This is a genomic window from Agrobacterium sp. SORGH_AS_0745 (genome assembly GCF_030818995.1).
Classification (GTDB): Bacteria; Pseudomonadota; Alphaproteobacteria; order Rhizobiales; family Rhizobiaceae; genus Agrobacterium; species Agrobacterium tumefaciens.
The window spans coordinates 2,066,118-2,079,254 of the sequence record NZ_JAUTBI010000003.1; the positions used below are offsets into that span (position 1 = coordinate 2,066,118).

The 13,137-nt window shown below is 58.2% G+C and carries 13 protein-coding genes; 9 read left to right on the forward strand and 4 right to left on the reverse strand.

Annotation, left to right across the window (positions count from 1 at the left end; all coding sequences use genetic code 11):
* Positions 1-9 precede the first annotated feature (9 nt).
* The 3 genes from trkA (at position 10) to hflX (ending at position 3,346) form a co-directional block, all read left to right on the forward strand.
* Positions 10-1,386, forward strand: coding sequence for a Trk system potassium transporter TrkA (gene trkA, locus QE432_RS19810; protein WP_373465171.1), 1,377 nt, complete (start codon positions 10-12; stop codon positions 1,384-1,386).
* A gap of 184 nt (positions 1,387-1,570) precedes the next feature.
* Complete coding sequence (hfq, locus tag QE432_RS19815) at positions 1,571-1,813, forward strand: RNA chaperone Hfq (protein WP_003496145.1); 243 nt, start codon at positions 1,571-1,573, stop codon at positions 1,811-1,813.
* Between the two features lie 93 nt (positions 1,814-1,906).
* The gene (gene hflX / locus QE432_RS19820; protein ID WP_306625406.1) at positions 1,907-3,346 is read left to right on the forward strand and encodes a GTPase HflX; all 1,440 of its coding nucleotides are present in this window, start codon (positions 1,907-1,909) and stop codon (positions 3,344-3,346) included.
* Positions 3,347-3,547: 201 nt separating this feature from the next.
* Here the strand turns inward: hflX and mazG are convergent, their stop codons facing one another.
* Together mazG and QE432_RS19830 are read right to left on the reverse strand one after the other, a co-directional pair.
* Complete coding sequence (gene mazG / locus QE432_RS19825; protein ID WP_306625408.1) at positions 3,548-4,393, reverse strand: nucleoside triphosphate pyrophosphohydrolase; 846 nt, start codon at positions 4,391-4,393, stop codon at positions 3,548-3,550.
* Positions 4,394-4,457: 64 nt separating this feature from the next.
* Positions 4,458-5,045 carry a deaminase gene (locus tag QE432_RS19830; protein WP_306625409.1) on the reverse strand — a complete coding sequence of 196 codons (588 nt, stop codon included), beginning with the start codon at positions 5,043-5,045 and terminating at the stop codon, positions 4,458-4,460.
* Positions 5,046-5,307: 262 nt separating this feature from the next.
* Between QE432_RS19830 and cysG the strand changes: the two genes are divergently transcribed.
* The 5 genes from cysG (at position 5,308) to QE432_RS19855 (ending at position 10,233) form a co-directional block, all read left to right on the forward strand.
* Entirely contained in the window at positions 5,308-6,771 is a 1,464-nt protein-coding gene (gene cysG, locus QE432_RS19835; RefSeq protein ID WP_306625411.1) for a siroheme synthase CysG, read from the forward strand.
* Positions 6,764-7,078 (forward strand): DUF2849 domain-containing protein, encoded by a 315-nt coding sequence (locus tag QE432_RS19840; RefSeq protein ID WP_003512933.1) that lies wholly within the window; start codon positions 6,764-6,766, stop codon positions 7,076-7,078. The genes cysG and QE432_RS19840 overlap by 8 nt, the downstream gene beginning before the upstream one ends.
* 8 nt (positions 7,079-7,086) lie before the next feature.
* Complete coding sequence (locus tag QE432_RS19845; protein WP_003512935.1) at positions 7,087-8,757, forward strand: nitrite/sulfite reductase; 1,671 nt, start codon at positions 7,087-7,089, stop codon at positions 8,755-8,757.
* Positions 8,758-8,767: 10 nt separating this feature from the next.
* Complete coding sequence (locus QE432_RS19850) at positions 8,768-9,274, forward strand: DUF934 domain-containing protein (RefSeq protein ID WP_111783314.1); 507 nt, start codon at positions 8,768-8,770, stop codon at positions 9,272-9,274.
* Between the two features lie 146 nt (positions 9,275-9,420).
* Positions 9,421-10,233, forward strand: a complete 813-nt coding sequence (locus QE432_RS19855) for a ferredoxin--NADP reductase (protein WP_003512938.1) — start codon at positions 9,421-9,423, stop codon at positions 10,231-10,233.
* Between the two features lie 60 nt (positions 10,234-10,293).
* On the opposite strand, the gene QE432_RS19860 is transcribed toward QE432_RS19855, so the two are convergent.
* Positions 10,294-11,634, reverse strand: coding sequence for an MFS transporter (locus QE432_RS19860; RefSeq protein ID WP_373465172.1), 1,341 nt, complete (start codon positions 11,632-11,634; stop codon positions 10,294-10,296).
* 133 nt (positions 11,635-11,767) lie between these two features.
* On the opposite strand from QE432_RS19860, the gene QE432_RS19865 reads away from it, so the two are divergent.
* Positions 11,768-12,271: a hypothetical protein gene (locus QE432_RS19865; protein WP_013636046.1), complete on the forward strand. Its 504-nt coding sequence runs from the start codon at positions 11,768-11,770 to the stop codon at positions 12,269-12,271.
* A gap of 46 nt (positions 12,272-12,317) precedes the next feature.
* On the opposite strand, the gene QE432_RS19870 is transcribed toward QE432_RS19865, so the two are convergent.
* Entirely contained in the window at positions 12,318-13,121 is an 804-nt protein-coding gene (locus QE432_RS19870) for an endonuclease/exonuclease/phosphatase family protein (protein ID WP_065704606.1), read from the reverse strand.
* Positions 13,122-13,137: the final 16 nt, after the last annotated feature.

A 13,137-nucleotide genomic window follows, 5' to 3' on the forward strand; every position in this document is an offset into this window, starting at 1 on the left:
AGAGACAGCATGAAAGTCATCATTTGCGGCGCAGGGCAGGTGGGTTACGGCATTGCCGAACAACTGTCGCGCGAGGATAATGAGGTATCGGTCATCGATACCTCCGCGACCCTCATTACCGCCATTACCGAGACGCTGGATGTGCGCGGTTATGTCGGCCATGGCGCCCATCCCGACATGCTGGCAAAGGCGGGTGCGGACCAGGCCGACATGATCATCGCCGTGACCCTGCATGACGAGATCAATATCGTCGCCTGCGAGGTTGCGCATGCGCTGTTCAGCGTTCCGACCAAGATCGCCCGCATCCGCGACCAAAGCTATCTGAAACCAGAATATGCCGATCTGTTCAGCCGCGAAAACATGTCGATCGACGTGACGATTTCGCCTGAAGTCGAAGTCGGCAAGATGGTACTCAGGCGCATCGCCTTTCCGGGTGCCACCGATGTCGTGCGTTTCGCCGACGACACGGTCTTCATGCTGGCAATCGAGTGCATGGAGGACTGCCCGGTCATCAACACGCCGCTGCAGCAGCTTTCCAACCTCTTTCCGGACCTTATCGCAACAGTGGTAGGCGTCTACCGGAACGGCATCCTCAAGGTCGCGCACTCCTCCGAGCAGCTGCGCGTCGGCGACCTCGCTTATGTCATCTGTCAGCGACAGCACGCACGCCGCACCCTTGGCCTCTTCGGCCATGAGGAGCAGGAGGCGCAGCGCATCGTCATTGCGGGCGCCGGCAATATTGGCCACTTCGTCGCGCTGAAGATCGAGGAGTTGCAGCCTAAGACGCGGGTAAAGATCATCGAGGCGGATCGCGACAGGGCTATTGCCGCATCGGAACAGCTCAGCAACACCATTGTCATGCATGGTTCGGCGCTGGACCAGAAGATTTTGCTGCAGGCCGATATTCAGGATGCGGATTTGATCGTGACGCTCACCAACAGCGATCAGACCAATATACTGGCGGCGGTGATGGCCAAGCAGCTTGGCTGCAAATCCAACCTTGCATTGTTGAACAGCTCGTCCTTTCACGAGGTTGCGGATTCACTCGGTCTCGACGCCTATATCAATCCCAGGGCCGTTACCATTTCGCGCGTTCTCCAGCATGTGCGCAAGGGCCGTATCCGGTCGGTTTATGCCGTTCAGCGCGGCTCGGCGGAGGTAATCGAGGCAGAGGCGCTGGAGACTTCGCCGCTGGTCGGCCAGTCCTTTCGTGACATCGATATGCCTGATGGCGTGCGCATCGGCGCGATCTATCGCGACGGTGTGGTGATCCGCCCGGACGGCAGCACGAAGATCAAGGCGAAGGACCGCGTCGTGCTGTTTGCATCTGCCGATGCGGTGCGCGACGTGGAACAGCTTTTCCGGGTTTCGATACAATATTTCTGACTGTTTCGAATCGAAAAAGCAGGTCAATACTCGTACTCATTCGGCTGTTTTCGCCGTTGCGGAACAGGACACGATTTGATACCAGAGTTGCAGGTCGGCCAAGCGGGGGACTAGACTCGGCCGGCTTATTATTGATTGATTATTTTCCGGTATCCCTGCCGGCAAAAAAGAAAGAAGCGGCGCCATGGCGGAACGTTCTCAAAACCTTCAGGATCTTTTCCTCAATACCGTTCGTAAGCAAAAGATTTCGCTCACGATTTTCCTGATCAACGGCGTCAAGCTGACGGGCGTTGTCACTTCCTTCGATAATTTCTGCGTGCTTCTGCGCCGTGACGGTCACTCGCAGCTTGTTTACAAGCATGCGATCTCCACCATCATGCCCGGCCAGCCGATGCAGATGTTCGAGAGCGAAGAAGGCGCAGCCTGATCAGGCTCCCTCAACGCTATCTTCGATATAAGCTGACCTGAACCGGGAACATTTCCGGTTCAATCAGGTTAATCCAGATAGTCGTCCGCACGGATGCGGTCGGCTGCAAATTCATTTCTTGATAAGGCTGAACCCATTACGACGCGCGACACCTCGAACGAATCGATCATCCCCGAACAGGAAAAGCACCGCGACGACATGCGTGCGGTGGTCATCGTGCCTGTCCTCAAGCAGCAGCGCGAAAGCCGTGATGCGGTGGCGGGTTCGGTTTCTCCTGTACGGTCTGTTGAGGCCAAGCTTGAGGAAGCAAAGGGGCTGGCGCTCGCCATTGATCTTGAGGTGACGCAAGGTCTTGTCGTGCCGGTCAACCAGCCGCGTCCGGCGACTTTGTTTGGAACCGGCAAGATCGAGGAAATCGGCCATCTTCTGGATGAAACCAATTCCGGTCTGGTGATCGTCGATCATCCTTTGACCCCGGTGCAGCAGCGCAATCTTGAAAAGCAGTGGAATGCCAAGGTCATCGACAGGACGGGCCTGATCCTCGAAATCTTCGGCCGCCGTGCCTCCACCAAGGAAGGCACGTTGCAGGTCGATCTTGCGCATCTGAACTATCAGAAGGGCCGCCTCGTCAGAAGCTGGACCCACCTTGAACGCCAGCGCGGTGGCGCGGGCTTCATGGGCGGTCCGGGTGAAACGCAGATCGAGGCCGACCGTCGGCTGCTGCAGGATCGCATCGTCAAGCTCGAGCGCGAGCTGGAGCAGGTGGTGCGCACCCGCCAGCTTCACCGCGCCAAGCGCCGCAAGGTGCCGCACCCGATCGTGGCGCTGGTCGGTTATACCAATGCCGGCAAGTCCACCCTGTTCAATCGTATTACCGGCGCTGGCGTTCTGGCGGAAGACATGCTGTTCGCGACGCTCGATCCAACCTTGCGCCGCATGAAGCTGCCGCATGGCCGCACTGTTATCCTGTCCGATACCGTCGGTTTCATCTCCGATCTGCCGACGCATCTCGTCGCCGCTTTCCGCGCAACGCTGGAAGAGGTGCTGGAAGCCGATCTTATTTTGCACGTGCGCGACATGTCCGATCCGGATAATGCCGCCCAGTCGGCCGATGTGCTGCGCATTCTTGGCGATCTCGGCATCGACGAAAAGGAAGCCGAAAAGCGCATCATCGAGGTCTGGAACAAGGTCGATCGTCTCGAACCCGAAGCGCATGACGCCATCATTGAACGTGCCGAGGGCCGCTCCGATATCCGTGCCGTTTCGGCGGTCACGGGCGAGGGCGTCGATGCCCTGATGGACGAGATTTCCGGCCGTCTGTCAGGTGTCCTGACGGAAACGACTGTAGTCCTCTCCGTCGAGCAATTGCCGCTGATCTCATGGGTCTACAGCAACTCCATCGTGGATAGCCGCGAAGACAATGAGGACGGTTCGGTTTCCCTTGATGTGCGCCTCTCGGAAGCGCAGGCCACCGAGCTGGAACGGAAGTTTGGAAAGGCAACCATCCGCGAGCGGGAAGACTGGGAGCAGTAAGCGCTCCGAGAACGATTGCGGTATATTCCCTTATACTCAACGTCATCCTTGGGCTTGTCCCAAGGATCTAGACACACAGATACAATCAGGACGTCGCAGATGCTCAGGACTGGCCCGAGCATGACGCAGGAGAGGTTCTAGGTTTTCGTCACCACTGTCGAAAGCACCGGGCACTCTGAATTTTTCGGCATATCCGGGTGATCAGGACGACACCATATCCAGCGAGCGTTCTATGCGTTTTGCCGCCTGCCACAGGTCTTCCATTCTCTCAAGGCTCGCTTCCTGAAGCGTTTCGCCATTTTCGGTGAGCGACGTCTCGATGTGATTGAAACGTCTGCGGAATTTCGTATTGGTGCCGCGCAGCGCGTCTTCCGGATCGGCTTTGACGTGACGGCCGATATTGACCAGCGCGAAGATGAGATCGCCAAGTTCATCAGAGACCTTCTCCGGCTTCCCCTCCGCCAGCGCTTCACGCAGTTCGGCGATTTCCTCCTCGATCTTGTCGAGAATGGGGGCTGGATCCGACCAATCGAAACCGACACGCGCAGCCTGTTCCTGCAACTTCAGAGCCTCGGTCAGAGCCGGCTGGCTACGCTGCACACTGCCTAAAAAGCCGGCCTTGAAATCCTCGGTGATACCGCGGCGGGCGCGGCGTTCCGCACGCTCGCGCTTTTCCTCGGCCTTGATCTGGTCCCATTGCAGCTTGACGCTGTCAGGCGTATTGGCGGCGGAAACGGCAAAGACGTGCGGATGGCGGCGGATCATTTTGGACGTCACGGCCTCAACCACGTCGCCAAAGGCGAATTCGCCTCGTTCCTCGGCGATGCGGGCATGGAAAACCACCTGCAGCAACAGGTCGCCCAGTTCTTCGCAAAGATCGTCCATATCCTTGCGCTCGATGGCGTCGGCAACCTCGTAAGCCTCTTCGATGGTGTAAGGCTTGATCGTCTCGAAGGTCTGGACTACATCCCAGGGGCAGCCGGTTTCCGGCTGGCGCAGGGCTTCCATGATCTCGATCAGGCGGGAAATATCCTTCGAGGCTTCCATAGTCTTTCAAACCTTCGTTCTTTATTTTCATACATATCCAGGCGGAAAACCGTCTAGAAATGCTCTAGTTCAGCGGAATATCGTTGCCACTCTTCGATGACTGATAGCTGGTGGAAAGCTCGTCATAGACAGCCTTGATGCGGGCCGTCTGCGCCTTCAACTCGGTCTTTAGCGGATCGTCTTCGCTCTCCACCAGATCGGTAATGAAGAAAGAGTTCCAGAAGGCGTTGCTGCGGCGATACCCGCCCGGCTCCAGCCCGAAAACTTCCTTGAGGATTTTCAGGTCGTGCGGGATGGCGAAAGCGTCGCGCGAATCCTCGTGGCTGAAAAAGGAGTAGAAATTGTCGAAGCCGGCCCAGGTGATGGCGGACATGCACATGGTGCAGGGTTCATGAGTGGAAAGGAAAATCAATTCCTTGGTGTTCGGTTTCTCACCCAGCTCGTAAAACCGCTTCAGCGCGTGCACTTCGCCATGCCAGAGCGGGTTTTCCAACTCGTTATTCGTCTCCGCGATCACCAGCGACAGGTCGGATTTACGCAGGATCGCCGCACCGAAAACCTTGTTGCCGAGGCTGACGCCGCGCGCCGTCAGGGGCAGGATATCGTGTTCGATAACATCGAGAAGACGGGCGGCAATTGTCGAGCTGGTCAAGGGTCTGATCCTTCGTGCCGCCTTAGGGCGAAGCGGTTTTTGCATGGAGATATCGACGAAAATAGTCCCTTCTTGTTCGGCGCGAGGGCCTGGTTTGTCAAGGGATTCTCATGGGATTTAGAGGCGTTCGACAGGGTTGATAAAGGTGCGCCGGTTAGTTTTCCTCAAAAACAGGGGTGTTCGAGAAATAAAAATCCAGGTGTCGGAAAGGCTTGAATTTCTGTTTCTTCAATCTTGCGCCGCAATGCGGGATAAATGCCCGATGCACAACGAACATGATTTTTCCGCTTCTGGCGATCGCCTTTCGACCTTCCCCGCGTTCTTCCGGGTTGAGGGACGGCAGGTCGCTGTTTTCGGCAATGGCGACGAGGCCTTTGCGAAGGTAAGGCTGCTTGCCAATACCAATGCACACATCATTGCTTATGCCGACCAGCCGGAAGCGGATTTTGCGCGCTATATCAGCGAAAACGGCATCGATCATCGGGCCCTGGGTTTCGCAAGCCAGTTGATTGAAGGCGCAACGCTGGTTTTTGCCGCCACTGGGGACGAGGCACTGGACCGTGAGATCGTTTTGGCTGCGCGCGCCAAGAAAATCCCCGCCAATGCGGTGGATCAGCCGGAGTTCTGCGATTTCTTCACGCCCGCACTCGTTGCCCGCGCACCCGTCGCCATCGCCATTGGCACCGAAGGCGCCGGCCCGGTTCTTGCCCAGATGATCCGTGCACGCATCGACCAGATGCTGTCTCCGTCGCTGGGCAAGCTTGCGCGCCTCGCCGTGCAATATCGTGACGCCGCCGAGCAGAATGTTCCCAAGGGCGCGTTGCGGCGCAATTTCTGGCGTCGGTTCTTTTCCGGTGCTGTCGCAGATGCCGTCGCTCTCGGCGATACATCATCCGCCCGCCATGCCGCTGACCGTTTGCTGCAATCGCCCGAGCGCAGCGAAGGCCGCGTCTGGCTTGTCGGCGCTGGTCCCGGTGCGGAAGATTTGCTGACGCTGCGCGCGCAGCGCGTGCTGATGGAAGCGGATGTGATCGTCTACGATGCGCTAGTGCCGCAGGCAATCGTTGACATGGGGCGCCGCGACGCCGAGCGGCTGTCCGTCGGCAAACGCAAGGGCTGCCACAGCAAGTCGCAGGATGAGATCAACCGCCTGCTGGTGCGTCTTGGTAAAGACGGCAAGCGCGTCGTGCGCCTCAAATCCGGTGATCCGCTGGTCTATGGCCGGGCGGGAGAGGAAATGGCGGCGCTGCGCGATGCCGGTATCGGTTACGAGATCGTTCCGGGCATTACCTCCGCCTTCGCCGCTGCTGCGGATTTCGAATTGCCCTTGACGCTGCGCGGTGTCGCTTCGTCGCTGATTTTCACCACCGGCCACGATCTGACTGGCGATGTCCTGCCGGACTGGGCGCGGCTTGCCGTCTCCGGCGCTACCATTGCTGTCTATATGGGCCGCAGCGTTGCCGCGTCGGTCGCGACGAGGCTGATAGAGGCAGGTCTCGGCGTGGAAACGACCGTAGCCGTTATCGAAAATGCCAGCCGCGCGGATCGCCGCCTGCTGCATGGCACTTTGAACGATCTGCCCGACCTCGAACATCGCGACGAACTGACCGGTCCGGTCATGGTCATCATCGGCGATGCGGTGGCGGGCGCCAAATTTGACAGGTCCGAGGCGCTCGCGCTTGTTGCGCGGCCAGCGAACCTTAAAAGGGAGTATGCAAATGGCTGACAAGGTTTTGACCGCCAACCGCCTGGGCGATGGGATCGCTGTATGGCTCGATGCCAATGGCGAATGGACGGAGAACCTGCAGGACGCAATCGTCGCCCGCCACGCAGAGGCCGTCGCTTCGTTCGAGGAAATCGGCAAGCGGGATTTTTCCGCCAACAAGGTCGTTGACGTGAATGTCATCGACGTGGTGGAGGAGAATGGCAAGCTTTGGCCGACGCGGCTTCGTGAGCGCATTCGCGCCGCTGGCCCGACCATGCACTATGCCAACGGCTTCAAGCCGGCCGATGCAGCATTCATCGCAGTCTGAGGAAGAATATGTACCGTTACGACGAGTTCGATCACGCATTTGTTGAAGGCCGCGTGGCACAGTTTCGCGATCAGGTCGAGCGCCGGTTGTCCGGCGAGCTTGCCGAGGACGCGTTCAAGCCGCTGCGCCTTATGAACGGTGTCTATCTCCAGCTCCATGCCTATATGCTGCGCGTCGCCATTCCCTACGGCACGCTGAATTCGCAGCAGATGCGGATGCTGGCTCATATCGCCCGCAAATATGACCGGGGTTACGGCCACTTCACCACCCGCCAGAACATTCAGTACAACTGGCCGCGCCTGTCCGACACGCCCGATATCCTCTCCGAACTGGCAAGCGTGGAAATGCATGCGCTGCAGACCTCGGGAAACTGCATTCGCAATGTGACCGCCGACCATTTCGCGGGCGCCGCCGCAGACGAGGTCGCCGATCCGCGTCCTTATGCGGAAATCCTGCGTCAATGGTCTTCCGTGCATCCGGAGTTCTCGTTCCTGCCGCGCAAGTTCAAGATCGCTGTAACGGGCGCCGAGCGCGACCGCGCCGCGATTCAGGTTCACGATATCGGCCTGCATCTGAAAAAGAACGACAAGGGCGAGATCGGTTTTGCCGTCTATGTCGGCGGCGGGCAGGGGCGTACGCCGATGATCGCCAAGAAGATCCGCGACTTCCTGCCGGAAGAAGACCTGCTGTCCTATACCACGGCCGTCATGCGCGTTTACAACCTGCACGGCCGCCGCGACAACAAATACAAGGCGCGTATCAAGATCCTCGTGCATGAAACCGGCGCAGAAGAACTGGCCCGCCAGGTCGAGGTTGAATTCGCGGAGCTGAAAAACACGGAATTGAAGCTTCCGGATGCCGACATTGCGGCCATCACCGCCTATTTCGCACCGCCAGCACTGAAGGACCGCCCTGAAGGCTGGGAGAGCCTGGCGCGCTGGAAGCGGGCGGATGAGGGTTTTGCCCGTTTTGTCGAGCAGAACGTCCAGCCGCATAAGCATCCGGACTACGGCATGGTGACGATTTCCCTGAAGCCGATTGGCGGCATTCCCGGCGATGCGACCGACGAGCAGATGGAACTCGTCGCCGATATCGCCGCCGAATACGCGTTTGACGAAATCCGCATCAGCCACGAGCAGAACATCATCCTGCCGCATGTGGCGCTGGCCGATCTCGAGCCGGTCTATCGCGCACTTGTAGGAGCCGGACTGGCGACTGCCAATGCCGGGTTGATCACCGATATCATTGCCTGTCCCGGGCTGGACTATTGCGCGCTTGCCAATGCGCGCTCCATTCCGGTGGCGCAGGAAATCTCTACCCGTTTTGGCGCGCCGGAACGTCAGGCGGAAATCGGCGAGCTTAAGATCAAGATTTCCGGCTGCATCAATGCCTGCGGCCACCACCATGTCGGCCATATCGGCCTTCTGGGTGTTGAGAAGAAGGGTGCGGAACTCTACCAGATCACGCTTGGCGGATCGGGTGATGAAAACACCTCGATTGGTGAGATCATTGGCCGTGGTTTCGAGCCGGAAAAAGTCACCGACGCGGTGGAAACTATCGTCGACACCTATCTGGGCTTGCGTCTTTCGAAGGAAGAAACCTTCCTCGAAGCCTATCGCCGCGTCGGACCGCAGCCGTTCAAGGATGCGCTCTACGGTTCCGCCGCTGAAGCCGCCTGAGGAGATTGCCATGACGAAAATCTGGAACCGCGACGGCTTCGTGGAAAACGATCCCTGGGTGATCGAAACGGAAGAGGTGAAGGCAACTGCCGAGCAGAAACCGGTGCTGTCGCTCGCTGATTTCCTTGTCCGTGCGGCTGAAAGCAATGATGTCGGCCTCGGCGTTCTGATTGCGCCTTCCGACGATGTCACCCGGCTCGAGCCCTATCTCGACCGCATCGACCTTGTCGCCGTCAGCTTCCCGGCCTTCAATGACGGGCGGGGTTTCAGCCATGCCTCGTTGCTGCGCAGCCGTCTTGATTTTGCCGGTGAGGTGAGGGCGGTTGGCGATGTTTTGATCGACCAGGTGCCGCTGATGCTGCGCACCGGCTTTACCAGCTTTGCGGTGACGAACGAGACGGCGATCCGCCGCCTGTCCGAAAATCGCCTGCCGGAAATCCCGGTCTATTACCAGCCGACGGCCCTTCCGGCCAACGGTGGAGAGGCCTATAGCTGGCGCCGCCGTGCGGCCCAATGACGCGCTGTGCGGAAATATGAGTTTTAGATGCATATTTTCTGCGCGCATGGCAGTATTGATATTCTCATGCCTTCAAACCGCGGCAAAAATGGTATAATTGCCCGGTCGAAGAATGTCGCTTATCGAATGAATGGACGGAACCTGAAATGAACGCGCCAGCCAAGACGGAAGATTTCGCGATCAAGATACCTGATGGTGTTTACGCCGAGACAGTTTTGTCGGTGGAGCACTATACGGATCACCTGTTCCGTTTCCGCATGACGCGTCCGGCCGGCTTCCGCTTCCGCTCCGGCGAATTCGCCATGATCGGCCTGATGGTCGGCGAAAAGCCGATCTACCGCGCTTATTCCATCGCCAGCCCTGCCTGGGACGAGGAACTCGAATTCTTCTCGATCAAGGTTCCGGATGGCCCGTTGACCTCGCATCTTCAGGCGATCAAGCCCGGTGATACCGTGCTTATGCGCAAGAAGCCGACAGGAACTCTGGTTCTGGATGCCCTGACACCAGGCAGACGGCTCTATATGTTCTCGACCGGCACCGGCATTGCACCTTTCGCAAGCCTGATCCGCGATCCAGAGACCTATGAAAAGTTCGAAGAGGTCATCCTCACCCATACCTGCCGCGATGTGGCCGAACTGAAATACGGTTTCGATCTGGTCGAGGAAATCAGGAACCATGAATTCCTGAACGAGATCGTCGGCGACAAGCTCAAGCACTATGCGACTGTCACGCGCGAGGATTATCCCTTCAAGGGCCGCATCACCTCGCTGATTGAGAACGGCAAGCTGTTTGCGGATCTGGGTGTTCCCGCACTCGATCCCGCTATCGATCGCGGCATGATCTGCGGTTCTTCGGCCATGCTGAAGGACACGAAGGAGCTTCTTGAAAAGGCCGGCCTTAACGAAGGTGCGAACAACAAGCCTGCCGAGTTCGTCATCGAGCGTGCTTTCGTCGGATAACCGACACTTGCGCAAGTTGGATGAAGGAGGCCGTGAGGCCTCCTTTTTTATTTGTACGGTTTACTGAGGCAGTACTTCGTCGGTCTGCTTCGGGGCGATCTCGTTTCGGTAGATGAAGAAGAGAGCGATGGCGATTGCCGATATGCCGCCGCCGACCAAGTGCGAAAGGGCGTAACCGCCTTTGGTTACCAGCCAGCCGGCAACGACGTTGCTGAGGGACGCACCAATGCCTTGCACCATCATGACGCTTGCAAGGCCGACATTGAACCGGCCGGTTCCCTTGAGAATGCGTTCGGCGGCCACAGGCGTCACGATGCCCAGAAGGCCGGCACCGATACCGTCAAGCAGCTGCACCGGAAAGATTACCCAGAAATCGGTGAAGGCGGAAGCCAGCAGACCGCGGATCGGAAGGGCGGCAAGCGCGATCAGGAATACCGTCGCAAGACCGAAGCGACGGATCAGCCACGGCGCCAGGGCCGCAACGAAGATCATGGCAAATTGCGCGACGCCAGTAATGATCGCTGTTGTGCGAAATGGTGTCTGCAGTTCGATGGCGAAATTCTGCGCGATAAGCCGCCCCATCGGCGCGTTGCCGAAGTGGAATATAAGAAGAATGATCGCGAGGAATATCAGACCGCGTTCGTGAAGCAGCACGTTGATGCCTGAAGGCCCCGGTTCGCCCTTGTCTTCGCCAAGGCCTCGCGCCACCTTGTGGTCGATCCTGTCGGGGTCGATGGCGGCGGCGGCAACAAGTGCGCCGGCAGCCGTCAAAAGCATCAGCCCGATGACGCCATGCAAGCCGAAGAAGGAAACAGCAACGTAAGTGGCGAAGAGCGATGCGAAATTGCCGCCATGGTTCCAGAATTCGTTTCGCGATATCTGACGGGAGAACAGGCGTTCACCGACCAGACCAAGCGTCAGTCCGGCCAGAGCCGGTCCAACGACGGCGCCGACAACCGCAGTCATGATCTGGCCGGTCCAGACGATCCACGCATCGGGAAAGATCAGCGTAATCAGCGCGCCGACGGTGACGAGAACGACGGGGATGGCAATCAACGTTCTTTTCCACGTCGTGCCGTCCACCAACGCGCCGCAGAGCGGTGTGGCAAGCAGACCGACAAGGCCACCGACCGTGGCAATCATCCCCAGCGAAAGCGATGACCAGCCCTGTGTCGCCAAAAATGCGTCCAGGAACGGCCCTAGCCCGTCGCGGGCATCGGCCAGAAAGAAATTAAGCGCCGCAAGGGCAAAAAGCGTGCGGTCTGACATACCACCGCTGCGAGGCAGACCGCCGGAGGGGAGGCTGCCGCGCGGTGCCAAAACGCCGATCGTCGTCATGAAATATGCTCCGAAAAATATGCGGTAGGTGATCAGAAATTGATCGACGCTGGCGAGAAACATCTATGCCTGCATTTGGTTGCATCGGCACGATAGAAACATGAGCCTCTCGAATTTTTTGACAGTTGCTAAATAAACCGGAGGAACGTTTGACGGTGCAAGCGAGTTAGTCTTCGTGAAAAATTGGATACGCGCCATGAAAACGACGGCTATCACGAGTTTATTTTTTGCAGGGCTGCTCGGTGTGCAGCCGGCATTAGCGGACGAACGCGAATTCCTCTCGTCGCTGAAAGGCACATGGGCGGGTAAGGGAACCGTGATCACCCGCATTGGCACGCCGCCAATCAACGTCAATTGTACGCTGAATTCCAAAGCGGGGACCTCGTCGCTCAATATGTCCGGCACATGCCGTGGCCTTCTAGTGGTCAGGCGCGCAATTGCAGCCGACCTGTCGGAGAAAGGTGGACGTTACAGCGGCGCTTACACCGGACCCTCCGGCCGACCGTCTGCCCTTTCCGGTACGCGGCAGGGAAATGCAATCAATCTGACGGTTCGCTGGAACCGCGACATCAACGGCGACCGCGTCGCAGCCATGACAATCGAAAAAGTCGGGCAAAACGGCCTGCGGCTTCGCACCACCGACAAGGACGGCAGGACCGGCAAGACGGTGGTGACGAGCGATATCCGGCTCGTGCGCTGACCAAACTGTGAGATGAAGACAACGACCGATAAGGCGGCTTAAGCCTCTAGCTGAATTCGAGCAGCAAGGGGCAATGATCCGAGACTTCTGGCTGTCTCACCACATCGAAATGATCGACCTGCACAACTGGGTTGACCAGCATGTAATCTGCAAAACGGTTTTGTTTGGCATAATGCGAGGTGCGCGTGTCTGTGAAACCACGTGTCGTGACGAGTTCGATGAGATCCAGTTCCTTCAATACCGTGAAGGTGTCGCTCTCAGGCAGAACATTAAAATCGCCGCACACGATGATCCGGTCACCATCCTCCGCGATGTCTTTGACGAGTTTCACGAGGCGTTTTGCCTGCATCAGACGGGCGGGAATATCGTGTTTACCGTTGGGGTCACGCAGCCCATGCATATGGGCGATGACGGCTGGCTGGCCGGTCGTGAAGTCGAAAACCCTGACAGCATGGCCCGTGCGCGAACGCGGGTGATCTCCGTATCCATTCGCAGAAAAGCAGCCGTGCACAAAACCTTGAGCCTGCGCAACAATCGCGATGGATTTACGCACGAAAGTCGCCAGCCCCCATTGAGAGGGATATCGTGTCTCCCCGTGCCAGAGGTCCCCCTGTGACGCCGGGCAAAAGATTGCCAGATGATCGGGTAGGGCTTCTTCGACATCGCGAAGAAAGTTCGCCCTTTGCGGCAGATCCCTACCGTCATCGCGATAGCTCAGCCAGTCCTCTTCGGCTGCCGGTGTATGCACCACTTCCTGCAAACATAGAATGTCGGGATCGGACGCGGAGATATAGGGAACAAGCTCGTCATGGAGCTTTCCGCCCCAACCATTCAGGCAAATCAAACGCATTCAAACTCCATCACCG

Excerpts from the sequence above, each read along its gene's own strand:
- hfq (WP_003496145.1), top strand. The coding sequence starts at position 1,571 with ATGGCGGAACGTTCTCAAAACCTTCAGGATCTTTTCCTCAATACCGTT.
- QE432_RS19855 (WP_003512938.1), top strand. The coding sequence starts at position 9,421 with ATGAACGCGCCAGCCAAGACGGAAGATTTCGCGATCAAGATACCTGAT.
- QE432_RS19860 (WP_373465172.1), bottom strand. The coding sequence starts at position 11,634 with ATGTTTCTCGCCAGCGTCGATCAATTTCTGATCACCTACCGCATATTT.
- cysG (WP_306625411.1), top strand. The coding sequence starts at position 5,308 with ATGCACAACGAACATGATTTTTCCGCTTCTGGCGATCGCCTTTCGACC.
- QE432_RS19865 (WP_013636046.1), top strand. The coding sequence starts at position 11,768 with ATGAAAACGACGGCTATCACGAGTTTATTTTTTGCAGGGCTGCTCGGT.
- QE432_RS19850 (WP_111783314.1), top strand. The coding sequence starts at position 8,768 with ATGACGAAAATCTGGAACCGCGACGGCTTCGTGGAAAACGATCCCTGG.
- trkA (WP_373465171.1), top strand. The coding sequence starts at position 10 with ATGAAAGTCATCATTTGCGGCGCAGGGCAGGTGGGTTACGGCATTGCC.
- QE432_RS19845 (WP_003512935.1), top strand. The coding sequence starts at position 7,087 with ATGTACCGTTACGACGAGTTCGATCACGCATTTGTTGAAGGCCGCGTG.
- QE432_RS19840 (WP_003512933.1), top strand. The coding sequence starts at position 6,764 with ATGGCTGACAAGGTTTTGACCGCCAACCGCCTGGGCGATGGGATCGCT.
- hflX (WP_306625406.1), top strand. The coding sequence starts at position 1,907 with ATGCGGTCGGCTGCAAATTCATTTCTTGATAAGGCTGAACCCATTACG.
- QE432_RS19870 (WP_065704606.1), bottom strand. The coding sequence starts at position 13,121 with ATGCGTTTGATTTGCCTGAATGGTTGGGGCGGAAAGCTCCATGACGAG.
- mazG (WP_306625408.1), bottom strand. The coding sequence starts at position 4,393 with ATGGAAGCCTCGAAGGATATTTCCCGCCTGATCGAGATCATGGAAGCC.